Origin of the sequence: Allobosea sp. NPDC003192, assembly GCF_050275675.1 — a bacterium.
Taxonomy (GTDB): domain Bacteria; phylum Pseudomonadota; class Alphaproteobacteria; order Rhizobiales; family Beijerinckiaceae; genus Allobosea.
Map to the genome: position 1 here is coordinate 1 of NZ_JBNNPK010000037.1, position 21,455 is coordinate 21,455.

Sequence of the window (21,455 nt, forward strand, 5' to 3'; positions counted from 1 at the left end):
CGGACGCCGAACCAGCGCTCGAAACCCGGGACCGCCTGGTGCAGCAGCATGCCGAGGCCGTCGACCGGAATGCCGCCGCGGCGCCTGGCTTCGGCGAGCAATCGCGTCTCCAGCGGGACATAGACGATGTCGTCGACGATCGTACCGGGACGCAAGGTCGAGAGATCGATCTCCAACGGCGGCTGGCCATGCATGCCGAGCGAGGTCGTGTTGACGATCAGATCGCTCTCACCGACGAGCGCAGGAACCTCCTGCCAGGCGCGCGCCTCGACTCCTCTCGGAAACGCGGCTGCCAGCTCGACCGCGCGTTCGGCACTACGATTGACCAGGAGGATGCGGCCGACACCGCGCTCGGCGAGGCCATGGATCACGGCGCGAGCCGCCCCACCGGCGCCGAGGATCAGCGCCGTGCCGACCCGTTTGGCCCAGCCCGGCACGCAGGCGTCGAGATGCGCGAGGAAACCATAGGCGTCGGTGTTGTCGCCATGCAGCCTGCCATCCTCCATCCAGAGCGTGTTGGCTGCACCCATGGCCCGCGCCGTCTCACTGGCCACGTCGAGCAGCGGCAGCACCACCTCCTTGTTGGGCACGGTGACATTGCCGCCGACGAATTCCCCAGCGCGCAGACGAGCGATGAAACTGGCTGCCTCGGCTGGTGGGACATCGACGCGCTCATAACTGCCGGCGAAGCCATATTCGGCGAGCCAGTGACCGTGGATCAGCGGCGAGCGGGAATGCGCGACGGGGTGGCCGATGATGAAGCAGCGTCTGGTCATGGTCTTGAAACGAAATTCATGCGGCAAGGTCGAGGTTGCGGAGCACGGCGAGCAGGCTCAGCATCGGCAGACCGAGAATGGTGGAATGATCGCCCTCGATGGTCTCGAACAGATGGATGCCGAGGCCTTCGAGCTGATAGCCGCCGACACTGGTGGTCGCAGCAGCGCCAGCCAGCGCGACATAATGCCTGATGTAGTCGGCTGTCAGCGAACGCATGGTGAGCTCGGCACTGCTGGCACCGCTGCCGACGATCCGGCCGTCAAGGGCCAAGGCGAAAGCCGAAGTCAGCTCGTGCTTGCGGCCGGCGAGCATGGCGATCTGGTGCTCGGCGCCGGCAGCGTCCTCGGGCTTGTGGAAGGGACGACCTTCGCAGATCAGCATCTGGTCAGCCGAAAGGACCACGCGGCCTGGGTGTGCCGGCGAGACCGACAAAGCCTTTGCCTCCGCCAGCGCCGCGGCGACCCCGGCCGGCGGACCACCCATGGCGAGGAATTCGGCCTCGATCAGGCGCTCGTCGACATCCGGCTTGATCACCTCGACCGGGAGCCCCGCCGCTTCGAGCAGCTGCAGGCGCGTTGCGCTGCCTGAGGCGAGGACGAGCGGCGTATCGCCGCGCCAGAATGTCGCCTGGCCGGTCACGTCGCGATGAACTTCATGCGGTGGTCGCGCAACAGGTCGAGGATGCCGGCAGCTGTCTCCTCGATCGAGCGGCGCGTGACGTCGATGACCGGCCAGCCTTTCCGGGCGCAGAGCCGGCGCGACTGAGTGATCTCGTCGGCAACCGCATCCGGATCGACATAGGGCGTCTCGTCATCCGCCTTCAGCGACAGCAGCCGGTTCTGCCGGATCTGGATGATGCGCTCGGCGCTGGCGACCAAGCCGACGATCAGCGGCTTCTTCAGGCCATCGAGCTCCGGCGGCAGCGGCACGTTCGGCACCAGCGGGATATTGGCGGTCTTGATGCCGCGATTGGCCAGGTAGATGCTGGTCGGCGTCTTCGAAGTCCGGCTGATGCCGACGAGCACGACATCGGCGTTCTCAAGATCGCCGCCGAGCTGACCGTCGTCATGCATGAGTGTGTAGTTCATCGCGTCGATGCGGCGGAAATACTCGGCGTTGAGCATGTGCTGGGCGCCGGGGCGCGGCGCCGAGGCCTGGCCGAGATAGGACTGGAACAGCGACAGAACCGGCTGCAGCACCGAGAGGCAGGGACAGCCGATATCACGGCAAAAGGCCTCCAGCCGCTCGGCCCATTCCGGTTCGACCAGGGTATAGAGCACGACGCCAGGCGAGGATTCGATCTCGGCGAGCACGCGCGACAACTGGTTCTCGGAACGGACGAGCGGGTAGACATGCTCGATCGCCGAGACGGCCTCGTATTGCGCGGCAGCAGCGCGGCTGACCGCGATCAAGGTCTCGCCGGTCGCGTCGGACACCAGATGCAGGTGAAAATAATTGCGTGCCACGGCTTTCGTCGCCCCCGCCGGCCTCTTCTGCGATTCAGCTCTAGAGCTGTTCCGCCAACCTGGGAATCCCTTTTCGAGCCGGCAGGACATGGCCGCGTGGCCGGTTCGGACGGCTGGGACAATTGGGGATAACCCGGCTCTTCCAGAGGGCGGTCGCGCCAAGGCGGGAAAACCCCGCCCGCCGCTCAACAGGTATCGGCCTGTGGGCGGATTCGGGATGTTTCACGTGAATCATTTTTGGAGGCGGCGCTAAACCACCCTCCGGAACGAAATCCAATTCGTTAAGAAACTGTTAAGGGCTGGCCAGCGCACCAGATGCCGACCGGCGCGGCAACGCGTCGCCTGTGGACCCGTTGTGGACAAACTTGCGGCGGGCTATGTGCCCCCATCCAGGAGTCAAAACAGAAGACTCTCTTAGAAAAGAATCTTTTAGGACGATGGGCTCAAGCCCGGGTGCGCTTCATGACCCAAAGCCTTTTCCTGCGTGCTCTCTCCGGCGAGACCCTCCCCAAGCCTCCGCTCTGGCTGATGCGTCAGGCTGGCCGCTATTTGCCAGAGTATCGCGCGCTTCGCGCCAAGGCAGGTGGGTTCCTCGATCTCTGCTACAATCCGGAATGGGCTGCCGAGGTGACCTTGCAGCCGATTAGGCGTTTCGGCTTCGATGCGGCGATCCTGTTCTCGGATATCCTGGTGATTCCGCATGCGCTCGGCCAGAAGCTCTGGTTCGCGCAAGGCGAGGGGCCACGGCTGGAACCGGTCGCCGACGAGTCCCGGTTCGGCGAGATCCGTCACGAGATCGATCCGGGTGTGCTGGCGCCGGTCTATGAGACCGTTCGCCGGGTGAAGGCCGCTCTTCCCCAGGGCACCGCACTGATCGGCTTCTGCGGTGCGCCCTGGACCGTCGCAACCTATATGGTTGCTGGGCGGGGCACGCCGGACCAGGCGCCGGCCAAGGATCTGTTCCAGCGCGACCCGGCGCTCTTCGCCAGGCTGATCGACCGGCTCGTTGTCGGCTCGGCCGCTTATCTCAACGCGCAGATCGATGCCGGCGCCGATGCCGTCCAGGTCTTCGACAGCTGGGCGGGTTCACTTGGTCCGGAAGATTTCAGGCGTTGGTGCATCGAGCCGACGCGGCGGATCGTCGATCTGGTCCGGGCCCGCCATCCCCAGGCGAAGATCATCGGCTTCCCGCGGGGCGCCGGAGCCGGCATCCCGATTTACGTTCGAGAGACCGGCATTGATGCGGTCGGGCTCGAGACAGAGATTGATCGAAGCTTCGTGCGCCAGGCGATCCAGCCACTGGTGCCGGTGCAGGGTCATCTCGACCCGCAGCTGCTTCGGACAGGTGGTCCGGAACTCGATCGCGAGATCGAGGCGATCCGTGCGGCATTTGGCGATGGTCCGTTCGTCTTCAATCTCGGGCATGGCATCCTGCCGGATACGCCGATCGCTCACGTCGAGCGGCTGGTCGAGCTGGTGCGTGCCTAAAGGATCGATCCGATGGCCTATGAATGGATCAAGGCTTTCCACGTTATTGCGGTGATCGCCTGGATGGCGGGGATGCTCTATCTGCCGCGATTGATGGTCTACCATGCCGAGGCGCAGGTCGGCTCGATCCAGTCCGAGACCTTCAAGATCATGGAGCGTCGGCTGCTCAAGGGAATCATCAATCCCTCGATGATCATCACCTGGCTGCTCGGGCTCTATCTCGCCTGGAGCGCCTTCGGCTTCAAGGGCGGCTGGCTGCACGGCAAGATCGCGCTGGTCCTTGTCCTCTCCGGCATCCATGGCTATCTCACGGGCAGGGTCAGGGCCTTCGCCGAAGATCGCAACGACAAGCCCGCGCGCTTCTATCGCATCCTCAACGAGGTGCCGGCGCTGCTGCTGGCCGGCATCGTCATCCTGGTGATCGTCAAGCCTTTCTGAGCTCCTGCGGTTTCCCGCTTGAGCGACGCAGGGAAAGCGGTTATCAAGCCTTTGCGCTTTTCGTACGCGTCCTTCCCTATCGTCGACGGCTCGTGCCGCGGCTGCTTTCTCGGCCGACACGACATCCTGACAAGTGGGCCTTCAGGCCTTTCGTCCCGTCGATCCCCCAACTGTCGTCCGGCCTGCCTGACCGCGGGCCCTGTTACTCCGGGTACCCCATGCGGGAAATCAAACTCCACGAACTCAAGGCGAAATCGCCGACCGAGCTGCTCACCTTCGCCGAAGGCATGGAGGTCGAGAACGCGAGCACGATGCGCAAGCAGGAGCTCATGTTCGCGATCCTGAAGCAGCTCGCTTCCCAGGAAACCGAAATCCTCGGCGAGGGCGTCGTCGAGGTGCTGCAGGATGGCTTCGGCTTCCTGCGCTCTTCCGATTCGAATTATCTGCCGGGCCCCGACGACATCTATGTCTCGCCCTCGCAGATCCGGAAGTTCGGCCTGCGCACCGGCGACACAGTCGAAGGCCCGATCCGGGGACCGAAAGACGGCGAGCGCTATTTCGCTCTGCTCAAGGTCAACACGATCAACTTTGAGGATCCGGAGAAGATCAAGCACAAGATCCACTTCGACAACCTGACGCCGCTCTATCCCGACGAGCGGCTCAAGCTCGAGGTCCAGGATCCGACCAAGAAGGACTTCTCACCGCGCGTCATCGATATCGTCGCGCCGATTGGCAAGGGCCAGCGTGCCCTGATCGTCGCGCCGCCGCGCACCGGCAAGACCGTGCTGCTGCAGAACATCGCGCAGTCGATCACCAGCAATCATCCCGAGTGCTATCTGATCGTGCTGCTGATCGACGAGCGGCCCGAGGAAGTCACTGACATGCAGCGCTCGGTGAAGGGCGAGGTGGTGTCCTCGACCTTCGACGAGCCGGCCACCCGCCACGTCCAGGTCGCGGAGATGGTGATCGAGAAGGCCAAGCGCCTGGTCGAGCACGGCCGCGACGTCGTCATCCTGCTCGATTCGATCACCCGCCTCGGCCGTGCCTACAACACTGTCGTGCCGTCCTCCGGCAAGGTGCTGACCGGCGGTGTCGACGCCAACGCGCTGCAGCGGCCGAAGCGCTTCTTCGGCGCTGCCCGCAATATCGAGGAAGGCGGCTCGCTGACCATCGTCGCGACCGCGCTGATTGATACCGGCAGTCGCATGGACGAAGTCATCTTCGAGGAGTTCAAGGGCACGGGTAATTCGGAAATCGTGCTCGACCGCAAGGTCGCGGACAAGCGCATCTTCCCGGCGATCGACATCCTCAAGTCGGGTACCCGAAAGGAAGAGCTCATCACGCCGCGCTCGGACCTGCAGAAGACCTATGTGCTGCGCCGCATCCTCAACCCGATGGGCCCCCAGGACGCGATCGAGTTCCTGATCGACAAGTTGCGCCAGACCAAGCAGAACTCCGAGTTCTTCGACTCGATGAACACCTGATCGGCGATCATCGCCTCAGCGATCTGGAAAGGCCCCGGCACCACGCCGGGGCCTTTTTCCTTGAGAGCGGTCCTGCCGGCGTTTCGATTCGGGCCCGTGACGGGTGGCAGGCAGCGACCCTGCAGGCAAATGAAGGCCGCGCCGGCGCCAGGGCGGTCTGCCCAAACCCGCGAGAGAGTCGGCCCGAGTCATCCGTAGTAGACCTGAGTCAGCCTCGCAGTAGTGCCGGTCGAGATGTGTGCTCCAGCGTCTGGCAGTATCGAATTTGGCTGCTCGCGATTAGGCGGTCTGCGCAATAGGAATGCGCCAACCCTTCGCCATCGGCCATGGATTCGCTAACGAAACGATATCGGGTCGCTCCTCACGGTCGACCTTGATGTTCACGAAGAGCTCGTTCATCACCGCAATGATGGCGAGTTTCTCGAAGCTTTCATGCGCCATGACATGGCACCAATGGCAAGCGGCATAGCCGACGGAGAGCGGGACGGGACGACTGCCAGCCTATGCCTGCGCGAAGGCCTCGTTACTCCACTCCGACCAGCGACAGGATTGTTCCGATGCAGCAGCAGATTATGGCTGGCGGCGCGCTTCAGGCGGTTCATCGGCGGAATTCCAGCCCTGGCGGTGGCGAGCGGTGAAAACCTATCCGACCATCGTGGCGCTGTCCTCCGGCGCTGGGCGCGCCGGTGTCGCGGTGGTCCGCGTGTCAGGCGAACGCGTCCGATTCGTTATTGAAACGATTGCGGGATCGGTGCCCGAGGCGCGCAAGGCGACCTATCGGGCGCTGCACGATCCCGCCGGCGCGATCATCGACCACGGTCTGGTGCTGTTCTTTCCCGGACCGGCGAGTTTCACTGGCGAAGATGTCGCCGAGTTCCATATTCATGGCTCGCGCGCCGTGTTGTCGCGACTGCTATCTGTGCTGACCACCTTGCCCGGTCTGCGGCTCGCCGAAGCCGGTGAGTTCACCCGCCGCGCCTTCGAGGCTGGCAAGCTCGATCTCGCTGCGGTCGAGGGTCTGGCCGATCTGATCGATTCGGAAACGGAATGGCAGCGCAAGCAGGCGCTGCGTCAGATGGAAGGCGCACTTGGCCAGGCCGCTGCTGAATGGCGTCACGCGCTGGTCAAGGCGATGGTGCTGCTCGAGGCCGAGATCGATTTCTCCGACGAGAGCGATGTCGGTGGACCGCTGATCGCCGAGGCGGTGTCCGGGGCACAGGGTGTGCTCGGTAGTCTTCGGGTAGCGCTCGGTAGTTTTTTGGCGGGCGAACGGGTTCGCGAAGGTTTCGTCGTGGTCCTCGCCGGACCGCCCAATGCCGGCAAGTCGAGCTTGCTCAACGCCTTGGCGCGGCGCGACGTTGCGATCGTCTCGCCGATCGCCGGTACGACCCGCGATACCATCGAGGTCAGACTGGATCTGGGCGGTATTCCCGTTGTTCTCGTCGATACAGCCGGCTTGCGCGAGAGCGGTGACGAGATCGAGGCCGAAGGGGTGCGACGTGCCCGTCAGAGAGCAGCCCATGCCGACCTGGTGCTGCGGCTACGCTCGCCCGATTCGGAGCCGGAACAAACCGATATCGGCACTACCGGGATCGCCGTCGCCACGAAGCTTGACCTTGGCGGTAGTGCTCACCCCGGCGAGATCGGTGTGTCCGCCATGAGCGGAGCAGGACTACCGGATCTGATCGAGCTGATCGCGTCTCGCCTCGGCGAACTCGGCCAGGCCGAGCCCGCGCTCGTCACGCGCGAGCGCCAGCGGGTGGCGGTGGCAGATGCGGCGGCCGCGATCGAACGCGCTGTCACGCTGCCGCATGAGCAGGCCGAGCTGATCGCGGAGGAGCTGCGCCTCGCAGTCCGCGCGCTGGAGCGCCTGATCGGCAAGGTCGACGTCGAGGATGTGCTCGACAGCCTGTTTTCAGGCTTCTGCATCGGCAAATAGGCGGTTTTCATTGACCTTGCGGCCGGGCTTGGCTAGCGAATTGCTCATGTCGAATGCGCAGGCGAACCAGCACTACGATGTCGTCGTGGTGGGCGGCGGCCATGCCGGGGCGGAAGCCGCGGCGGCGGCGGCGCGCGCCGGCGCCAGGACGGCATTGATCACCCAACAGATCGCCACGGTCGGCGCGATGTCGTGCAATCCGGCGATCGGCGGACTCGGCAAGGGGCATCTCGTGCGCGAGATCGACGCCCTCGACGGGATCATGGCGCGTTGTGCAGATCAGGGCGGCATCCAGTTCCGCATGCTCAACCGGCGCAAGGGTCCGGCGGTGCGTGGCCCTCGTGCCCAGGCCGACCGCAAGCTCTATCGCGAGGCAGTGCAGGCTGCGCTCGCTGCCCAGGATGGTCTCACCCTGATCGAGGGCGAGGCTTTCGATCTGGATGTCGTCGCCGGCCGGATCGCTGGCATCGTGCTCGCGAATGGCCGTCGATTCGCCTGTGGAACGGTCGTGCTGACGACCGGCACCTTTCTGCGCGGCCTGATCCATATCGGCGAACAGAAGATTCCGGCTGGGCGCGTCGGCGAAGCGCCCTCGCTCGGGCTCTCCGCCACGCTGGAGCGGCATGGCTTTCCGCTCGGACGCTTGAAGACGGGGACGCCGCCGCGGCTCGATGGCCGGACGATTGACTGGGTCAGCCTGGAGATGCAGCCCGGGGACGAGCCGCCGGAGCCGTTCTCTGCGATGACCGAGGCGATCACGACGCCGCAGATCAGTTGCGGCGTGACGCGGACGACTTTGGCGACCCATGAATTGATCCGCGCCAATCTGCACCGGGCGCCGATGTTCTCCGGCCAGATCGAGGGTCGCGGGCCGCGCTATTGCCCATCGATCGAGGACAAGGTCGGTCGCTTCGGAGATCGCGACGGCCACCAGATTTTCCTGGAGCCGGAAGGCCTCGACGATCCCACGGTCTATCCGAACGGGATTTCGACCTCGTTGCCAGAAGATGTTCAGCTCGGCTTGCTGAAGACGATCCCGGGCCTTGAGCGCGCGGTGATGCTGCGGCCCGGCTATGCCATCGAATACGATTATGTCGATCCGCGCGCGCTGAAGCCGACGCTGGAGACGCGGGCGATCACCGGCCTGTTTCTCGCCGGCCAGATCAACGGCACCACCGGCTATGAGGAAGCGGCCGCACAGGGCCTCCTTGCCGGCCTTAACGCCGCGCGCCGTGCTGGTGGCAGCGAGCCGGTCAGCCTCGATCGGACACAATCCTATATCGGCGTGATGGTCGATGATCTGGTGACACGCGGCGTTACGGAGCCGTATCGGATGTTCACCTCGCGCGCCGAATTCCGGCTGTCGCTGCGGGTCGACAATGCCGATGAGCGGCTCACCTCGCTCGGCATCTCGTTGGGTGTGGTCGGCACGGCCCGCCAGCGGCGCTTCGAGCAGCGGCAGTCGGAAATCGTTAAGCTTACTGAACTCTTGCGCGAACGAACTCTGTCGCCGAATCAAGCGGCGGCCGCCGGGCTGGAGCTCAATCGCGACGGGGTCAGGCGCTCGGCTTTCCAGATCCTGTCCTATCCGGCCATCGATTTCGACGCCTTGCTTCGAGTCTGGCCCGATCTCGCCGACTTCTCTGCGGCGGTGCAAGCGCGCGTCGCTGCAGATGCGACCTATGCGGTCTATCTCGACCGGCAGGCGGCAGAGATCGAGTCCTATCAGCGCGATCAGGCTTTGGCGCTCCCTGTTGATCTCGACCTCGACGGAATCTCCGGCCTATCGAACGAGTTGCGGCTGAAGCTGCGCTCGGCATGGCCGAGCAATCTGGCACAGGCGGGCCGGATCGAGGGCATGACGCCGGCAGCCCTGACTTTGCTGGCCGCACATGCGCGCAAGCGTCAGGCTGGCCGCACCGCGAATGCCGGAGCGTAATCCTGTGAGTTCTGTTGATAAAGCGGATAACTCCGATAGGCAGCACGCTTTTCGCTTGACGCCTGTTTCACGTGAAACACAGGAGCGCCTCGCCGTTCTTGTGGCGGAACTCAAGCGCTGGCAGCAGGCGAAGAATCTGGTTTCGGGCGCGACCCTCGACGAGGTCTGGACCCGGCATATCGCCGATTCCCTGCAATTGCTCGGGCATGCACCGCAGGCACGGCGCTGGCTCGATCTCGGCTCGGGCGGCGGCTTTCCCGGCCTCGTGCTCGGCATCCGGCTCGCCGAGCTGGGCGGCCATATCGATCTGGTCGAGAGCAACGCCCGCAAATGCGCCTTCCTGCGCCATGCCGCGCGGCTGACCGGCGCGCCGGTGACGGTTCACAATGCCCGGATCGAGGCTGTCGTCGATGGCTTTGCCGGCAAGGTCGAGGCGGTGACCGCCCGCGCTTTGGCGCCGCTGCCGCTCCTGCTCGACTGGTGCAAAGAGCTGTTGAGAACCGGGGTAACGGGGGTCTTTCCCAAGGGACAACATCTAGAGGCGGAATTGACCGCTGCTGCTAAATATTGGAAGATTCAGGCCACAACGTTTCCATCCGTAACGGATTCGGCGGCCGCCATCCTGGTGATCAGCGGAGCCGAGAAACGGGCCGATTGATGACCGATTCTCGTCCTATCACACTTCCCTCCGCGCGACCGCGCGTGCTGGCGCTCGCCAATCAGAAGGGCGGAGTCGGCAAGACCACGACCGCGATCAATCTCGGGACGGCCCTCGCCGCGATCGGCGAGAAGGTGCTGATCATCGATCTCGATCCGCAAGGCAACGCCTCCACCGGTTTGGGCGTCGATCGCAAGAGCCGGAAGGCGTCGACCTATGACGTGCTCTGCGGCGATATCGGGCTCGGCATGGCGATGCAAGCCACGGCTGTTCCCAATTTGTTCCTGGCGCCGTCGACGCTCGACCTGCTCGGCGTCGAGCTCGAGATTGCCAGCGCCAAGGATCGGGCGGCGCGCCTGAAGAAGGCGATCGACGAGCTGGTCGACGATCAACGCTGCAACGACCTGACCTATATCCTGATCGATTGCCCGCCTTCACTCAGCCTGATTACCATCAACGCCATGACGGCAGCGGATGCAGTGCTGGTGCCGCTGCAATGCGAGTTCTTCGCGCTGGAGGGCCTCAGCCAGCTGCTCAAGACGGTCGAGCAGGTCCGGGCCGGCCTCAATCCGCGCCTGATCATCCAGGGCGTGGTGCTGACCATGTACGATCCGCGCAACAACCTCTCCGGCCAGGTCATGGCCGATGTCCGCCATTTTCTCGGCGACAAGGTCTACGAGACTGTGATCCCCCGCAATGTGCGGATCTCGGAGGCACCGTCCTATGGCAAGCCGGCACTGCTCTACGACCTGCGCTGCGCCGGTTCGCAGGCCTATCTGAAGCTGGCCTCGGAGGTGATCAAGCGCGAGCGCACGCTGCGCGCCGCCTGATCGGTGAAGAAAGGTTCAAGAGGAATGGCAATGGTCGAGGAACAGGGGCGCTCGCGTCTTGGCCGGGGTCTGGCTGCGCTGATCGGCGATGTCGGCGAGGAGATCGGCGCAATCGAGCGGGCACGCGGTCAGCGCAAGGTTCCTGTCGAGTTCCTGCGTCCCAATGCGCGCAACCCGCGCAAGGCCTTTGCCGAAGCCGAACTGGAGGATCTCGCCGCCTCGGTGCGCGAGCGCGGCATCCTGCAGCCGATCATCGTGCGCTCGATCCCGGGTATGATCGACGCCTATGAGATCATCGCCGGCGAGCGACGCTGGCGCGCTGCGCAGCGTGCCGAGCTGCACGACGTGCCGGTCATCCTGGTCGAGGCGAATGATCGCGAGGCGCTCGAGATCGCGATCGTCGAGAACGTCCAGCGTGCCGATCTCAACGCGATGGAAGAGGCGGCGGGCTATGAGCGGCTGATCGCCGAGTTCGATTATACCCAGAACGACCTCGCCAAGGTGATCGGCAAGAGCCGCTCGCATGTGGCCAATACGCTGCGGCTGAGCAAGCTGCCGGAGCCGGTCAAGCGCATGGTCGGCGAAGGTTCGGTCTCGGCTGGCCATGCTCGTGCCCTGCTCGCTGTTTCGGACCCGGAACAGGTCGCGAAACGCATTGTGGAGCAAGGACTTACGGTCCGCGATATCGAACGGCTCGGCCAGGACGAGGCGCGTAGCGAGAACAAGCCGGTGCGGGCCGCTGCCGCTCCCAAGCCGGAGAAGGATCCGGATACGCGTGCGGTCGAGAAGGCGCTGGAAGAGGCGCTCGGTCTCGGGGTTTCGATCCAGCACCGAGCCAATGGCGCCGGTGAAATGCGGATCAGCTACAAGACGCTGGAGCAGCTCGACGCGCTTTGCCGGCGGCTGAAGGCCTGATCAGCGGCTCCGGCCGCCCATCCGGCTGAGCGTCCAGAGTGCGCGGGCGGCGATCGGCTTGGCCATGTCGCCGTCGCGGCGCACGGCCAGCATCGCCGTTCCCAGGATCGTCACGGCTTCGCGCAATTTCGCGGCTGGCCAGGCGTTGAGAGCGGCTTCGGCCGCGGCTATGCGTGGATAGGGCAGGCGCATGGCACCGACCGCTTCGCGAGCGGGCTTGCCGCCTTCGATTGCGAGCTTCGCCTTCAGCAGCGCGAGTGTATGGCGCAGGACGGCGCCGAGCAGCACTCCCTGGTCGAGCCCCTCACCTGCCAGCTTGGCGAGCGCCAGATCGAGGCTCGGCAGGCGGCCGGCGAAGACGGCGTCGACGACGCCGGCCTGCTCGCGCTGGGCGGTATCGCCGACGACGGCCTCGACATGGGCCGCCGTCAAAGCCGTGTCGCTGCCGGCATAGAGGATCAGCTTGTCGATTTCCTGCCGCGAGGTCTGGCGGTCGCCACCGAGCAGGCTGGTCAAAAGGTCGCGGGTGGTGCGGTCGATGGCCTTGCCGGCGGCCCGCGTCATCTCGTCGACGATCGTGCCGAGATCGCGCGCCGCATCGCCATAGCAAGGCACCGCAAGCGCTGATCGGGCGCGCTCGCAGGCTGTGCGCAACGGGTTCGATTTCTGCAGGTCGCCGGCCTCGACGATGACGATCGCATCCTGTGAAGGCGTGGCCAGCAAGGGTTCGACCGCAGCGACGAGCGGGCGCGAGGTCGGGGAGACGCGGATCGCACGGCGCCCGCCGAACAGGCCGATCGTGTTGGCCTCGTCGACCAGTTTCAGAGGATCGGAGGCGATGTCGTCGCCATTCATGCGGATCAGCTGGAAGGCGTCCTGGGGGTCGTCGACACTGCTGCGGGCGAGTCTGGCGGCCCGCTCCGAGATCAGCCCGGCATCGGGGCCATAGAACAGGAACAGGCGCCAGGCGGGGTCGGGGCGCGCAAGCGCGCGATCCGCCTCATGCGCCTTGATCATCGCCATCGGTAATGGCCTCAGCCGCTGACGAGCCCGGCGGCGACGCGGGCCTTGATCAGCTGCGCGAGCTCCTTGGCGGCGCGAATCTGCGCGTCACGCGCGGCGCGCAGCGAGGCAAAGCGCTGCTGCGAACGTTCATAGGGGGCCCGGACGACGCTCTGGCCCGAGGCGATCACCTCATTCGAGCCATTGCGCACCAGCTGCCAGTCGGCGGTGGCGATCAGGATGGCCGAATCGGCGCGGCCGTTGGCGTAGTCGACCGTGATGACCTCGAGTGTCTCTTTGGTCGTCGCGTTGAGTTTCAGGATCTTCTGCCGGTCGGGCTCGCCGCCACCGTCGAACTCGAAGACGAGCTCGTTGCGCAGATAATGGCCGACCAGCCCCTTCATCTCAGGCACCTCGATGCCGAGCATGGCGTTGCGGACATTGCCACCGACCTTGCTGACCGTGCCCTCGCCATAGAGCGGCTGGAAGCAGCCGCCAGCGAGCGCGGCGAGGCCGAGCGCGGCTGCCAGCGCCAGCGGGCGCCGGCGTGTCATGGTCCCGGTCTCAGACGACGACATTCACGATCCTCCCCGGCACCACGATCACCTTGCGGATCGGCCGGTTCTCCAGAGCCCTGGCGACAGCTTCGGAGGCGCGCACGATCGCCTCGACCGCCACCGTATCGGCATCGGCGGGCACCGTCACCTCCGCCCGCTTCTTGCCGTTGACCTGTACCGGCAGAACCTTGCTGTCATCCTGCAGCAAATCAGCTTCGGTCTGCGGCCATCCGGCTTCTCCGGCAAGGCCAGGCAAGCCGAGCGCCTGCCAGCATTCCTCGGCGAGATGCGGCATCATCGGAGCGACAAGCTGCGTCGCGATCATGGCGGATTCATGCAGCGCGAAGGCCATGTCGGCCGGAACCTCAGCCGATTCGGCAGCCGCATCGAGTGCTTTGCCGATGGCATTGGTCAGCGTGTAGACATGGGCGATGCAGCGGTTGAAGGCGAGCCGTTCGATATCCGCGCCGACGGCGTGCAAGGCGCGATGGCTGGCCTTGCGCAAGGCCAGCGCGGGCTCCGAGAACGAAGCCGGGCGCGCAGGTTGGCCGCCGACGCGCTCGCCGATCTCGGCGACCAGGCGCCAGAGCCGCTGAACGAAGCGGGCCGCACCCTGGACGCCCTCGTCGCTCCAGATCACGTCGCGATCCGGCGGCGAATCGGAGAGCATGAACCAGCGGGCGGTGTCGGCGCCGTAGGAGGCGATGATGTCGTCGGGGTCGACGACGTTCTTCTTCGATTTCGACATCTTCTCGATCGAGCCGATCTCGATCGGCGCCCCGGTCTCGACATCGAAGCCGCGACGCTCGTTGCCGATCGTCTCGATCCGGACATTGCCGGGCTCGACCCAGGCGCCGTCCTCGGCCCGATAGGTCTCGTGCACGACCATGCCTTGCGTGAACATGCCGTCGAAGGGCTCGTCCAGCCCGGTGTGGCCGGTGGCTTTCATCGCGCGGGTGAAGAAGCGCGAATAGAGCAGGTGCAGGATCGCGTGCTCGACGCCGCCGATGTACTGGTCGACCGGCAGGAACCGGTCGACCGCCTTGCGGTCGGTCGGGCTGTCGGTGCGCCAGGGATCGGTGAAGCGGGCGAAATACCAGGACGAATCGACGAAAGTGTCCATGGTGTCGGTTTCGCGCCGGGCCTTGCCGCCACATTGCGGGCAAGCGACGTGCTTCCAGCTCGGATGATGGTCGAGCGGGTTTCCGGGCTTGTCGAAGGAGACGTCGTCCGGGAGTTTCACCGGCAGGTCCTGTTCCGGCACCGGCACGACACCGCAGCTCTCGCAGTGAACGATCGGGATTGGGCAGCCCCAGTAGCGCTGGCGCGAGATGCCCCAGTCGCGCAGGCGGAAATTGACCTTTCGCTGCGCGACCGGGCGGTTGCCGAGACTTTCGGCTTCCAGGCGCCTGGCGACTTCTTCTTTCGCCTCCGGAATGGTCATGCCGTCGAGGAAGCGCGAATTGATCATCCGCCCTTCACCGTCATAGGCGGTGTCGGTGATGACGAAGCTCGCTGGAACGATGCCCTCGGGGCAGACGACCGGGGTGTTGCCGAGGCCGTATTTGTTGACGAAGTCGAGGTCGCGCTGGTCGTGCGCCGGGCAGCCGAAGATCGCGCCGGTGCCGTACTCCATCAGGATGAAGTTCGCGACATAGACCGGCAAAGTCCATGTGGGATCAAAGGGATGGACGGCGCGCAGGCCGGTGTCGAAGCCCTGCTTCTCGGCCTTGTCGATATTCTCCTGGGCCGTGCCGGTCTTCTTGCACTCGGCGATGAAGTCCTGCAGGGCCGGATTCGTTTCGGCAGCGGCTCTTGCCAGCGGATGGTCGGGTGCGACCGCCAGGAACTTCGCGCCGAACAGCGTGTCGGGGCGGGTCGTATAGACCTCGACCTCGCTCTGCTTCAAGGCATTCGATTCGAGAGCGAAACGAACCAGCAGGCCTTCCGAGCGGCCGATCCAGTTCTTCTGCATCAGCCGAACCTTGTCAGGCCAGCGGGTCAGCCCTTCCAGCGCGTCGTTCAGCTCCTGGCCGAAAGCGGTGATCCTGAAGAACCACTGGGTCAGTTCGCGGATCTCGACCGGCGCGCCCGAGCGCCAGCCCCGGCCGTCGATGACCTGCTCATTGGCGAGCACGGTCTCATCGACCGGATCCCAGTTGACCTTGGCGGTCTTGCGGTCGACCAGCCCCGCCTTCAGAAAATCGAGGAAAAGCTTCTGCTGGTGCTTGTAGTAGCTCGGGTCGCAGGTGGCGAGCTCGCGACTCCAGTCGAGCGACAGGCCCATCGACTGGAGCTGGCCGCGCATGGTCGCGATATTGGCGTAGGTCCAGTCGCGCGGATGGACCTTGTTGGCCTTGGCGGCGTTCTCCGCCGGCAGGCCGAAGGCGTCCCAACCCATCGGGTGCAGCACCGAGAAGCCCTTGGCGCGCTTGTAGCGCGCGACGACGTCGCCCATCGCATAATTGCGGACATGGCCCATATGGATGCGCCCCGAGGGATAGGGGAACATCTCGAGCACGTAGTAGGGCGGCCGGGTATCGTCGTTGCGGGTCTCGAAGAGCTTGCGCTCATCCCAGACCTTGCGCCATTTCGGCTCGGCTTCCTTCGGATTGTAGCGTTCGACGGCCATGCTGATCGTGTCGTTCTTGCGTGAGCGGACTGGGCCGGACTAGGACACCATCGCAGCCCCCGGGTCAATGTTCGGAACGGCTTGGCAGGCGCGCACGAGGCGAGGACGGGTCGAAATGACGGATGTCGTGGCAAGACTTCAGGAAACGCGGGGCGCGATCGCCCGCGCCGCGCGTGATTTCGGCCGCAAGCCGGACAGTGTGACGCTGGTCGCCGTCTCCAAGACCAAGCCGGCGGAGATGATCGTGCCGGTGCTGGAAGCGGGCCAGATCGATTTCGGCGAGAATTATGTCCAGGAGGCCAAGGAGAAGTGGCCGGCGCTGCGCGAGCGCTTCCCGAAAAGCCGGCTGCACATGATCGGGCCTCTGCAATCGAACAAGGCCCGCGACGCGGTGGCGCTGTTCGACGTGATCCAGTCGCTGGACCGTGAGAGCCTCGCCAAGGAGCTAGCGCGCGAGATCGAGCGCGCCGGCAAGGCGCCGGAGCTGATCGTGCAGGTCAACACGGGCGCCGAGCCGCAGAAGGGCGGCGTCCTGCCGGGCGAGGCCGATGCCTTCCTCGAGCTTTGTCGGGTGCGCTACGGGCTGGTGATCACCGGGCTGATGTGCATTCCCCCGGCCGAGGACCAGCCCTCGCCGCATTTCGCCCTGCTCGCCAAGATCGCCAAGCGCAACGGCTTGCCGATCCTGTCCATGGGCATGAGCGCCGATTACGAGGCGGCGATCCAACTCGGCGCCACCCATGTCAGGGTCGGCAGCGCGATTTTTGGTGCGCGCGGCTGACCCTGCGAGGCCAGCTGCCTAGATCGGCTGGCCGACATCGATGCGGTTGCCGTCGGGATCCTCGAAGACGAAGGCGCGCAGGCCGTAATCCTGATCGCGCAAGCCCTTGATGATGCGCAGCCCATGGCCACGGCAGAGTTCGTGGAAGGCGTCGACATCATCGACCATGATATGGGCGATGTTGAAGGGCGCCGCCTTGTGGTCCTTCTGCAGGGTCAGGTGGATTTCGGCCTTGCCCTGCTTGAGGATCATGAAGCCGACCGGTTGGCCGTTCTCGAAGGTCTTGGTGAAGCCGAGCACGCCGATATAGAACGCGCAGGCGCGCTCCATGTCCTTGACGGGGAACATCGCGGCGACGCGGCCGAAGCCGATCTCGGTCGAGGGTGAATCAGTCATGGCACAGTCTCTTGCTGGGAGCTGGCCTTGCTGAACGAGACGGTGCCCGCGCAGCCCGGCGCTCCTGAAATCGATCGATGAGACGGTGCTCGACGCCCACTATCGCCGGCTTGCGCTGTGTTGCAAGCGCTTAGCGCACGACGATGGCGCAGTGCCGCGCCAGGCGCGGCAGAACCTTGCCGAAGATGTCGCCGGTGACGGCGACGCAGCCTGCCGTCGGGGTAAACCCCGGGCGGGCGAGATGCCAGAAGATGGCGCTGCCACGGCCGCGCTGGACGGGAGCATCGTTCCAGCCGAGTTCGACGATGACGTCGTAAAGGTTGTCGGCGCGGGCGAGCCGCTCCTCGGCCTCGCCGGGCGGCCGATCGATCAGGCGATTGTAGCGCCGATCGGTCTGGTCGTCGCACCAGGCATCGCGCGGCGTGATGGCGCGGACCGGCAAGAGGCTCGATGGCCGCGGCAGCCGGTCGGCGCGGTAGAATACGCGGCGCAGCGGCAGCTTCGCCCGCGGCGTGCCGCCATCGCCCTCGCGCTTGGCGACGACGATGCCGGAGCGGCCGAGCGCACAAGGAAAGACTGCGGAACCGGCGATCAGGAAGCCCTTCCGGCGATCGTTCACCGAGGGCACTACGATGAGTCGGCTCAGTCGCCGGCCGGCCGCGGTGGCATCATCACGTTTTCTCACAGGCCATCCATCTTGCGTGATCTGCCGTCCATTTGCAGCCGTCCGGCGCGCTTTCCGTTTGACCGGCTTTCGCGGGACAGTCAGAATCTGCGCTCAACTCAATATGTTGGAGCATGAGCCGTTCGCAAAGGTGGCTCCCACTTCCGCCGAACATGCTCTACTATTGCATCAACGCAAACGGGCTGACTCGCCTTCATGTCTGCTACCCACCATATCCTGCTGGTCGACGACGACCAGACCTTGCGTGATGCGCTCGCCGAGCAGCTCGCGCTCTATGACGAATTCAAGGTGTCGTCGGCGCCCAATGCGACGACGAGCCTCAAGGCCGTGCAGGCCGAGCGCATCGACCTCGTGGTGATGGATGTCGGCCTGCCCGACATGGACGGCCGCGAGGCGGTGAAGCTGATGCGCAAGAACGGCTTCAAGGGGCCGGTGGTGATGCTGACCGGGCAGGGCTCGGATGCCGATACCGTGCTCGGGCTCGAAGCCGGCGCCAACGACTATGTGGTGAAGCCGTTCAAGTTCGCCGTGCTGCTGGCGCGCATCCGCGCGCACTTAAGGCAGTACGAGGCGAGCGAGGACGCGATCTTCCAGGTCGGGCCCTACACCTTCCACCCCGGCTCGAAACTGCTGGTCAGCGCCAAGGGTTCCAAGACCAAGCTCACCGAGAAGGAGACCGCTATCCTGCGCTTCCTCTATCGCGCCGGCCGCAAGCCGATCGCGCGCGAGACGTTGCTGCAGGAGGTCTGGGGCTATAATTCGCAGGTCACGACGCACACGCTCGAGACCCATATTTACCGCCTGCGCCAGAAGATCGAGCCGGATCCAGCCAATGCGCGCCTGCTCGTCACCGATGCCGGCGGCTATCGGCTGAATCCGTAGCCTGAATGTCACTCAACGACGACATCGCGCTGCTGGCCCGTCAGCCGCTGCTGGGCCTGATGGATCGCGATGCACTGCGCCTCGTCGCCTTCGCGGCCGAGACGAGGTCGCTGCGGGCTGGCGACGTGCTGTTCCGGCGCGGCGAGGGCTCGGACGGAGCTTTTCTCGTCATCTCTGGCGCCGTCGCACTCAAGCGCGACGATGACGGCAAGCCCGCGGACGAGGTCGTCGGACCCGGCGCTTTGCTCGGCGAACTCGCGCTGTTCACGGCGCTGGAGCGGCCGGTGACGGCGATCGCGCGCGAGCCGACGCAGGTGATGCGTCTGGCGCGCAGCGTGATGCGCCGGGTGCTCGGCGAATCACCCGATTCGGCGCAGGCGATCGCCGCCGCGGTCGCGGAACGGCTGCACGCGTTCAACAGCGAACTGGCCGCGGTCGGGACGGCGCTCAGGGCGATCGACGTGCGCTGAGCTCAGAGCTCGAGCTGCACCGTCACCGGGACGTGATCCGAGGGGCGCTCCCAGCCGCGCGCCTCGCTCAGGAAGGTGAGGTCGCGCAGCGTCGGCTTAAGGGCACCCGAGAGCCAGATGTGGTCGAGCCGGCGACCGCGATTCGAGGCCTGCCAGTCGGCGGCGCGATAGCTCCACCAGCTATAGAGCTTCTCGGGCTCGGGCTTCAACGTGCGGGCGGCGTCGGTCCAGCCGAGCTCGCTGCGCAGCCTCTCCAGCGTCGTGGTCTCGATCGGCGTGTGGCTGACGACGTCGAGCAGCTGCTTGTGGCTCCAGACATCGTGCTCGTAAGGGGCGATGTTGAGATCGCCGACCAGGACGCTCGGCCGTCCCGACGGATTGCGGGCAACGCCCCAGGCGCCGATGGCGTCGAGGAATTGCAGCTTGTGGGCGAATTTCGGATTGGCCTCGGGATCGGCGATGTCGCCGCCGGCCGGGATGTAGAAGTTATGGATGGCGATGCCGGCTGCGGCGCCGGCGCCCTTGTCGAGTATCACGGTCATGTGGCGGGCGTCGTTGCGCTCGCACATCGCCATCGCCTCCTTCTCGGAGAAGGGCAGCTTCGAGACGATGGCGACGCCGTTATAGCCCTTGTTGCCGATGAAGGCCTGATGGACATAGCCGGCCTCGCTGAAGGCCTTGGCCGGGAACTGCTCGTCCGGCGTCTTGGTTTCCTGCAGGCAGAGGATGTCGGGCTGATGGTTCTTCAGGAACTCGGTGACCATGCCGATGCGCAAGCGCACCGAATTGATGTTCCAGGTTGTGACGGAGAGCTGCACGCAGGGATTCCGGCGGAAAGGGAAGCCGGAAACTGGGTCGTCAGGACGCGAAAAGCAAGCGGTGCTGTGGCCGCATCGTCATTGCGAGGAGCATAGCGATGAAGCAATCCAGACAGACGTAGAGCGCTGCCGCTCCTGGATTGCTCCGCGAAGCCTGTCCTCGGGTTTGCCGGAGGCAAGACCTGGGGGCCCACAATGACAGAACTTAGAGCACGCGCTCGTAATTGATCACGAAATTCTTCTGGTCGGGCCGGCGCTGGGTGTCGAGGTTGTAGACGGAGACGGAGGTCTCGTAGCCCTGCGGGTCGATCACCACCCATTGCCGAAGCGCGTTGGCGGCGAGGTCGAAATTCAGCGTGATCTTCGAGGTCCCGCCCAGCGTCGAACGGTCCTCGAGCTTGAGCGACAGGATGTCGCCCTTGGTGCTGACGCCGGTGACGGTGGTGTCCTTCTCGAGGTTCATTTGCTCCTTGAGCAGGAACTTCAACGGCGTCTGGCCGATCGAATAGAGATCCTGGGTCGCGAGCTTGCGATCGCGGATCGCGACCGACGTCCCATCCGCGATGACCTCCATCGTCACCGGCGGCCGATACTCGAAGCGCATCTTGCCGGGGCGCTGGATATAGAGCTTGCCCTCGAAACGGCGGCCGTCGGCGGCGAACTGGATGAAGTCGCCCTGCAGGGTCGAGAAACCATTGAAATAGGCGTTCAGCCGCTCGACGGCCTCGGCCTTCGACAGCGGAGCGCTCGGCCGGGACGGCTTTGCGGCGGGCGTGGCGCGCGGCTCGTTGTTCGCGGTGACGACAGGTGCGCTAGCGGGAACGGGGCTCGGCGCAGCCGCCTCAGCCTGAGCGGCGTCGGTGCGCGGCATGCCGAGGCCCGGCGGGCGGATCGGCGGCAGCGGGATCGCGCGCTGGGCCGGGCGGGCGGCAACCGCCGGCTGGCCGCTGGGCTTGATATCGAGTGGTTGGGCCGAGACCTGGCCCGCGGCCAGCGCGAGCGCCAGAGCGGCGGCTGCGAGGGCTGGCATGGGCGAAAGATGGGTCATGGGGCTCCGATGTCCGGTTGGCGGCCTTCTGGCGGAATATCGTGCCGCCAAAGCTGGTCGGCAAGGGTTCAACGCGTCAGTTCGCGATGAGGTTGCACCGGGCTGATGGCATTTTCAGGACCGGTTTCGCGCCATTAGGCCGCACCGGCCCTCTTAGTCCTCGTCTTCCCTGGCTCTACCGGTCTCGACGAGGATCTCGCGTTTGCCGGCGTGGTTGGCGGGGCCGACGATGCCCTCGTTCTCCATCCGC

Annotated in this window: 21 protein-coding genes and 1 pseudogene; 11 read left to right on the forward strand and 11 right to left on the reverse strand. The window is 65.3% G+C overall.

The window, feature by feature from the left end; genetic code table 11:
- The 3 genes from ACQKLX_RS29145 to ACQKLX_RS29155 form a co-directional block, all read right to left on the reverse strand.
- The coding region (locus tag ACQKLX_RS29145) for a shikimate dehydrogenase (RefSeq protein ID WP_427365053.1) at positions 1-776 on the reverse strand (776 nt) is incomplete at its 3' end.
- A 16-nt stretch (positions 777-792) separates the two neighbouring features.
- Complete coding sequence (locus tag ACQKLX_RS29150) at positions 793-1,416, reverse strand: Maf family protein (RefSeq protein ID WP_427365054.1); 624 nt, start codon at positions 1,414-1,416, stop codon at positions 793-795.
- A complete protein-coding gene (locus tag ACQKLX_RS29155) occupies positions 1,413-2,243 on the reverse strand; it encodes a pyruvate, water dikinase regulatory protein (protein ID WP_427365055.1) in 831 nt (276 codons plus the stop codon). Before ACQKLX_RS29155 ends, ACQKLX_RS29150 begins: the two co-directional genes overlap by 4 nt.
- A 462-nt stretch (positions 2,244-2,705) precedes the next feature.
- Between ACQKLX_RS29155 and hemE the strand changes: the two genes are divergently transcribed.
- From hemE to rho, 3 genes are all read left to right on the forward strand, one after another.
- Positions 2,706-3,731: a uroporphyrinogen decarboxylase gene (gene hemE / locus ACQKLX_RS29160; protein WP_427365073.1), complete on the forward strand. Its 1,026-nt coding sequence runs from the start codon at positions 2,706-2,708 to the stop codon at positions 3,729-3,731.
- A 12-nt stretch (positions 3,732-3,743) separates the two neighbouring features.
- Complete coding sequence (gene hemJ / locus ACQKLX_RS29165; RefSeq protein ID WP_427365056.1) at positions 3,744-4,169, forward strand: protoporphyrinogen oxidase HemJ; 426 nt, start codon at positions 3,744-3,746, stop codon at positions 4,167-4,169.
- A gap of 218 nt (positions 4,170-4,387) precedes the next feature.
- Complete coding sequence (gene rho, locus ACQKLX_RS29170; RefSeq protein WP_137883002.1) at positions 4,388-5,653, forward strand: transcription termination factor Rho; 1,266 nt, start codon at positions 4,388-4,390, stop codon at positions 5,651-5,653.
- 345 nt (positions 5,654-5,998) lie between these two features.
- Here rho and ACQKLX_RS29175 read toward each other — a convergent pair.
- Positions 5,999-6,255, reverse strand: a pseudogene (locus tag ACQKLX_RS29175) (DUF255 domain-containing protein); the annotation flags it as partial.
- A gap of 53 nt (positions 6,256-6,308) precedes the next feature.
- On the opposite strand from ACQKLX_RS29175, the gene mnmE reads away from it, so the two are divergent.
- From mnmE to ACQKLX_RS29200, 5 genes are read left to right on the forward strand one after another with little or no spacing between them, the layout of a single operon-like run.
- Complete coding sequence (gene mnmE, locus ACQKLX_RS29180; RefSeq protein ID WP_427365057.1) at positions 6,309-7,592, forward strand: tRNA uridine-5-carboxymethylaminomethyl(34) synthesis GTPase MnmE; 1,284 nt, start codon at positions 6,309-6,311, stop codon at positions 7,590-7,592.
- Between the two features lie 46 nt (positions 7,593-7,638).
- On the forward strand, positions 7,639-9,531 hold the full coding sequence (gene mnmG / locus ACQKLX_RS29185) for a tRNA uridine-5-carboxymethylaminomethyl(34) synthesis enzyme MnmG (RefSeq protein WP_427365058.1): 1,893 nt from the start codon (positions 7,639-7,641) through the stop codon (positions 9,529-9,531).
- A 4-nt stretch (positions 9,532-9,535) separates the two neighbouring features.
- Complete coding sequence (gene rsmG, locus ACQKLX_RS29190) at positions 9,536-10,189, forward strand: 16S rRNA (guanine(527)-N(7))-methyltransferase RsmG (protein WP_427365059.1); 654 nt, start codon at positions 9,536-9,538, stop codon at positions 10,187-10,189.
- Positions 10,189-11,019: a ParA family protein gene (locus ACQKLX_RS29195; protein WP_427365061.1), complete on the forward strand. Its 831-nt coding sequence runs from the start codon at positions 10,189-10,191 to the stop codon at positions 11,017-11,019. The genes rsmG and ACQKLX_RS29195 overlap by 1 nt, the downstream gene beginning before the upstream one ends.
- A 30-nt stretch (positions 11,020-11,049) precedes the next feature.
- Entirely contained in the window at positions 11,050-11,934 is an 885-nt protein-coding gene (locus ACQKLX_RS29200; RefSeq protein ID WP_427365062.1) for a ParB/RepB/Spo0J family partition protein, read from the forward strand.
- On the opposite strand, the gene holA is transcribed toward ACQKLX_RS29200, so the two are convergent.
- From holA to leuS, 3 genes are read right to left on the reverse strand one after another with little or no spacing between them, the layout of a single operon-like run.
- Positions 11,935-12,957, reverse strand: a complete 1,023-nt coding sequence (gene holA, locus ACQKLX_RS29205; protein ID WP_427365063.1) for a DNA polymerase III subunit delta — start codon at positions 12,955-12,957, stop codon at positions 11,935-11,937.
- 11 nt (positions 12,958-12,968) lie between these two features.
- Entirely contained in the window at positions 12,969-13,490 is a 522-nt protein-coding gene (gene lptE / locus ACQKLX_RS29210) for an LPS assembly lipoprotein LptE (RefSeq protein WP_427365064.1), read from the reverse strand.
- Positions 13,491-13,500: 10 nt separating this feature from the next.
- Positions 13,501-16,125 (reverse strand): leucine--tRNA ligase, encoded by a 2,625-nt coding sequence (gene leuS / locus ACQKLX_RS29215; protein WP_427365065.1) that lies wholly within the window; start codon positions 16,123-16,125, stop codon positions 13,501-13,503.
- A 115-nt stretch (positions 16,126-16,240) separates the two neighbouring features.
- Between leuS and ACQKLX_RS29220 the strand changes: the two genes are divergently transcribed.
- On the forward strand, positions 16,241-16,906 hold the full coding sequence (locus ACQKLX_RS29220; protein WP_427365066.1) for a YggS family pyridoxal phosphate-dependent enzyme: 666 nt from the start codon (positions 16,241-16,243) through the stop codon (positions 16,904-16,906).
- A gap of 18 nt (positions 16,907-16,924) precedes the next feature.
- On the opposite strand, the gene ACQKLX_RS29225 is transcribed toward ACQKLX_RS29220, so the two are convergent.
- Positions 16,925-17,302 (reverse strand): VOC family protein, encoded by a 378-nt coding sequence (locus tag ACQKLX_RS29225; RefSeq protein ID WP_427365067.1) that lies wholly within the window; start codon positions 17,300-17,302, stop codon positions 16,925-16,927.
- 130 nt (positions 17,303-17,432) lie between these two features.
- Positions 17,433-17,921, reverse strand: coding sequence for a L,D-transpeptidase family protein (locus ACQKLX_RS29230; protein WP_427365068.1), 489 nt, complete (start codon positions 17,919-17,921; stop codon positions 17,433-17,435).
- 261 nt (positions 17,922-18,182) lie between these two features.
- On the opposite strand from ACQKLX_RS29230, the gene ACQKLX_RS29235 reads away from it, so the two are divergent.
- Positions 18,183-18,869: a response regulator transcription factor gene (locus tag ACQKLX_RS29235; RefSeq protein WP_427365069.1), complete on the forward strand. Its 687-nt coding sequence runs from the start codon at positions 18,183-18,185 to the stop codon at positions 18,867-18,869.
- 5 nt (positions 18,870-18,874) lie between these two features.
- Positions 18,875-19,339, forward strand: a complete 465-nt coding sequence (locus tag ACQKLX_RS29240) for a cyclic nucleotide-binding domain-containing protein (RefSeq protein ID WP_427365070.1) — start codon at positions 18,875-18,877, stop codon at positions 19,337-19,339.
- A gap of 2 nt (positions 19,340-19,341) precedes the next feature.
- Here the strand turns inward: ACQKLX_RS29240 and xth are convergent, their stop codons facing one another.
- The gene (gene xth / locus ACQKLX_RS29245) at positions 19,342-20,157 is read right to left on the reverse strand and encodes an exodeoxyribonuclease III (protein ID WP_427365071.1); all 816 of its coding nucleotides are present in this window, start codon (positions 20,155-20,157) and stop codon (positions 19,342-19,344) included.
- 205 nt (positions 20,158-20,362) lie between these two features.
- Positions 20,363-21,205: an outer-membrane lipoprotein carrier protein LolA gene (locus ACQKLX_RS29250; RefSeq protein ID WP_427365072.1), complete on the reverse strand. Its 843-nt coding sequence runs from the start codon at positions 21,203-21,205 to the stop codon at positions 20,363-20,365.
- Positions 21,206-21,455: the final 250 nt, after the last annotated feature.

Coding starts and splice junctions, on each gene's coding strand:
- hemE (WP_427365073.1), top strand. CDS start 2,706: ATGACCCAAAGCCTTTTCCTGCGTGCTCTCTCCGGCGAGACCCTCCCC.
- hemJ (WP_427365056.1), top strand. CDS start 3,744: ATGGCCTATGAATGGATCAAGGCTTTCCACGTTATTGCGGTGATCGCC.
- rho (WP_137883002.1), top strand. CDS start 4,388: ATGCGGGAAATCAAACTCCACGAACTCAAGGCGAAATCGCCGACCGAG.
- mnmG (WP_427365058.1), top strand. CDS start 7,639: ATGTCGAATGCGCAGGCGAACCAGCACTACGATGTCGTCGTGGTGGGC.
- ACQKLX_RS29195 (WP_427365061.1), top strand. CDS start 10,189: ATGACCGATTCTCGTCCTATCACACTTCCCTCCGCGCGACCGCGCGTG.
- ACQKLX_RS29200 (WP_427365062.1), top strand. CDS start 11,050: ATGGTCGAGGAACAGGGGCGCTCGCGTCTTGGCCGGGGTCTGGCTGCG.
- holA (WP_427365063.1), bottom strand. CDS start 12,957: ATGGCGATGATCAAGGCGCATGAGGCGGATCGCGCGCTTGCGCGCCCC.
- lptE (WP_427365064.1), bottom strand. CDS start 13,490: ATGACACGCCGGCGCCCGCTGGCGCTGGCAGCCGCGCTCGGCCTCGCC.
- leuS (WP_427365065.1), bottom strand. CDS start 16,125: ATGGCCGTCGAACGCTACAATCCGAAGGAAGCCGAGCCGAAATGGCGC.
- ACQKLX_RS29220 (WP_427365066.1), top strand. CDS start 16,241: ATGACGGATGTCGTGGCAAGACTTCAGGAAACGCGGGGCGCGATCGCC.
- ACQKLX_RS29225 (WP_427365067.1), bottom strand. CDS start 17,302: ATGACTGATTCACCCTCGACCGAGATCGGCTTCGGCCGCGTCGCCGCG.
- ACQKLX_RS29235 (WP_427365069.1), top strand. CDS start 18,183: ATGTCTGCTACCCACCATATCCTGCTGGTCGACGACGACCAGACCTTG.
- ACQKLX_RS29240 (WP_427365070.1), top strand. CDS start 18,875: ATGTCACTCAACGACGACATCGCGCTGCTGGCCCGTCAGCCGCTGCTG.
- ACQKLX_RS29250 (WP_427365072.1), bottom strand. CDS start 21,205: ATGACCCATCTTTCGCCCATGCCAGCCCTCGCAGCCGCCGCTCTGGCG.